The 2,903-nt window shown below is 75.3% G+C and carries 4 protein-coding genes; 3 read left to right on the top strand and 1 reads right to left on the bottom strand.

The annotated features are described in order from the left end of the window. Positions 1-297 (bottom strand): ATP-binding protein (locus tag ACFV0G_RS34655; protein ID WP_380556554.1); only part of this gene is annotated, 297 nt, incomplete at its 3' end. Positions 298-548: 251 nt separating this feature from the next. Between ACFV0G_RS34655 and ACFV0G_RS34650 the strand changes: the two genes are divergently transcribed. From ACFV0G_RS34650 to ACFV0G_RS34640, 3 genes are all read left to right on the top strand, one after another. Then, a complete protein-coding gene (locus tag ACFV0G_RS34650) occupies positions 549-1,304 on the top strand; it encodes a DUF427 domain-containing protein (protein ID WP_380556552.1) in 756 nt (251 codons plus the stop codon). Between the two features lie 86 nt (positions 1,305-1,390). Next, positions 1,391-2,203 carry a hypothetical protein gene (locus ACFV0G_RS34645; RefSeq protein WP_380556550.1) on the top strand — a complete coding sequence of 271 codons (813 nt, stop codon included), beginning with the start codon at positions 1,391-1,393 and terminating at the stop codon, positions 2,201-2,203. A gap of 146 nt (positions 2,204-2,349) precedes the next feature. After that, a partial coding sequence (locus ACFV0G_RS34640) for a YcnI family protein (RefSeq protein ID WP_380556548.1) occupies positions 2,350-2,903 on the top strand: 554 nt, incomplete at its 3' end.

Genomic DNA, 2,903 nt, shown 5'->3' with positions numbered 1-2,903 from the left:
GGGTGACACAGAGGGGCCTTCCGGCTGGGCGATCGGCGGCAGCCCGGGTCCGGAGTCGACGACCTCGATCCGCAGCCGGTCCCCGGCGATCGAGGCGGTCACCTGGAACCCTTCGTCGGGGCGGCCGGTGACGGCGTGCTCGACGGCGTTGGCGCAGGCCTCGGTGAGGGCGACCCCCAGGTCGAAGGCGATCTGCTGATCGACCCCCGCGGTGTCCATGGCGCCGAGCAGGATGCGGCGGGCGAGCGGCACGCTGGCCGGGTCGCGCTTGAGGTGCAGAGTCCACCAGATGTCCACGGGAGGTCCCTCCTGGCTGCGGCTCCACATACAACTAGGTATCTCCGGGCGTTTCGTCGGTGAACCGTCGTCGCGGGCGGTTACCGCCCGTTCGGCGGATGGACTGGCGCGGAAGTCTGTGCCGCACGGCGCACGGCCCGGCGCGCGCGCCGGGCCGAACGGGGCATTAGTACGGCAACCCGCCCGCCGGCGGCCCCCGATGGCGTCCGACGGGGCGAAATGCGCCGGGGCGGGCGGGGGTTGTAGCGGATATGACCTCCGACGACCGAACGACGCTGCGGGTCGAGCCCTGCCGCAAGCGGATCAGGGCCTATTTCGGCGGGCAGGCGGTGGCCGACACCACGCAGTCCCTGCTGGTGTGGGAGCACTCGCGCTACCCCGTCTACTACATCCCGGCCGCCGACGTGCGGACGGATCTGCTGGAGCCGTCCGGGCGCAGCTCGCACCGGCACCGGCTCGGCGATGCCCGGCTGTTCACCATCACGGCCGGCGGGCGCACCGCCGAGGACGCCGCCTGGCAGTACGAGCAGTCGCCGGTCGAGGCGGTGCGCGGCTTCGTGCGCTTCGACTGGTCGGCGATGGACGCCTGGTTCGAGGAGGACGAGGAGGTGTACACGCACGCCCGCGACCCCTACACCCGGATCGACGTGCTCGCCTCCTCGCGGACGGTGCGGGTCGAGCTCGACGGCGAGGCGGTGGCGGAGTCCCGCAGCCCGCGGCTGCTCTTCGAGACCGGCCTGATCACCCGCTACTACCTGCCGATGACGGACCTCCGGGCGGACCTCCTCGGCCCCGGGACGACGACCACCCACTGCCCGTACAAGGGCACCGCCGAGCACCTGTCGGTGCGGGTCGGCGACACGTGGCACACCGACGTCGCCTGGGTGTACCGGGCGCCGTTCCCGGAGTCCCAGAAGATCGCCGGGCTGGTCTCCTTCTACAACGAGCGGGGCGACCTGCTGGTCGACGGGGTGCTCCAGCCCCGTCCGCGCACCGCGTTCGGCTGAGCCGCCGGGCGGCGGGCGGACGGATCGGGCCGACCTTTGCACCCTGCCCCCGGCGGGCGTGTGAGCGGTGAGATGATGACTCGGCCATGACTGCCACGCCCGCCGCCCCGTTCGCCGGCGCCGCACCCGTCGACGGGGCGGCGGCCGCTGCTGCCTGGGATCTGCGGCTGGCGCGGGCGGTGCCGTTCGCGCTGGTCTGCACGCTGATCGCGGCCGCCGGGCACGCCCTGGGCGGTGGCGGCGCGGTCGTCCTGCCCGCACTGGCGGCCGGCTTCGTCGCGGTGGTGCTGCTCGCCGCGGCCCTCGGCGGGCGCGAGCGCTCGCTCGGCGCGATCGCCGGCCTGCTCGGCGTCTGCCAGCTGGGCCTGCACACCGCCTTCCACCTGCTCGGTCCGGCCGGGGCGCACGACGGCATGTCCGCGATGGCGGGGATGCCGATGCCGGAGGTCGCCGGCCGGCTGCTCTGCGACGACGTGGCCGGCAACGGGCCCACCGCGCTGCCTCCCGGCACCGACCCGGACCAGCTGGTCCGCGCGGCCGGCCTCGACCCGGCCGCGTTCGCCGCCGCCGGGGCCGGGCACGGCACGGCGGGCCTCGGGATGAGCCCGGCGATGCTGCTCGGCCACCTCGCCGCGGCGGTCGTCGCCGGCTGGTGGCTGCGGCGCGGCGAGGCGGCGCTGTGGCGGCTCGTCCGGCTGACCGCGCAGAGCGCCCGCAGCTGGGCGGCTCCGCTGCGCCGGGTGCTCGGGCTGCTCACCGCCGTGCTGCTCGGCAGCGCGGCGCCCGCGGCGCCGCGTCCGCGCCGGGGCCGGGCGGAGGACTGGCGGCTGCCGGTGGCGGCCGTCCTGCGGCACAGCGTGGTCCGGCGGGGGCCGCCGGCGGGGCTCGCCGCGCTCTGACCGGCCCTCGGGGCCCGGTCGGTGGCGCATTCCCGCACCGGGGCCCGCGCGATGCGCGGCCCGGAGCAGACGAGACCCCACCACAGACCGGTGCATGCCCGCGGCCAGCGGCCGCCGTGCGCCCGCTCCCCTTGGAGAAGCCCATCATGCGTACCACTCCTGCCCGCCGGATCGCCCTCGGCGCAGCCGTCGCCGGTACCGCCGTCGTCGTCCTGGCCGGACCGGCCTCCGCGCACGTGACCGTCCAGCCGGGCACCGCCCCGCAGGGCGGCTACACCGCCGTGGCGTTCCGGGTGCCGGACGAGAGTGACACCGCCTCCACCGTGAAGCTGGAGGTCAGCCTGCCGATGGACCACCCGCTCGCGTCCGTCCGGATCCAGCCGCTGCCGGGCTGGACCGCCGTCCTGGAGAAGTCCAGGCTCGACAAGCCGCTGACCTCGCACGGCCAGAACATCACCGAGGCCGTCTCGAAGATCACCTGGACCGCGGACGCCGGCACGAAGATCGCCCCGGGGCAGTTCCAGGAGTTCCGGGTCTCGCTGGGCGCCCTGCCCACCGACACCGACAAGCTCGTCTTCAAGGCCCTGCAGACGTACGACAACGGCGACGTCGTCCGCTGGATCGAGGAGTCGAAGGCCGGTCAGCCGGAGCCCGCCAAGCCGGCGCCCGCACTGACCCTCACCAAGGGCGCCGACGCCTC

The organism is Kitasatospora sp. NPDC059571 (assembly GCF_042735675.1).
GTDB lineage: Bacteria > Actinomycetota > Actinomycetes > Streptomycetales > Streptomycetaceae > Kitasatospora.
This window is presented reverse-complemented; position numbering and strand designations above follow the sequence as displayed.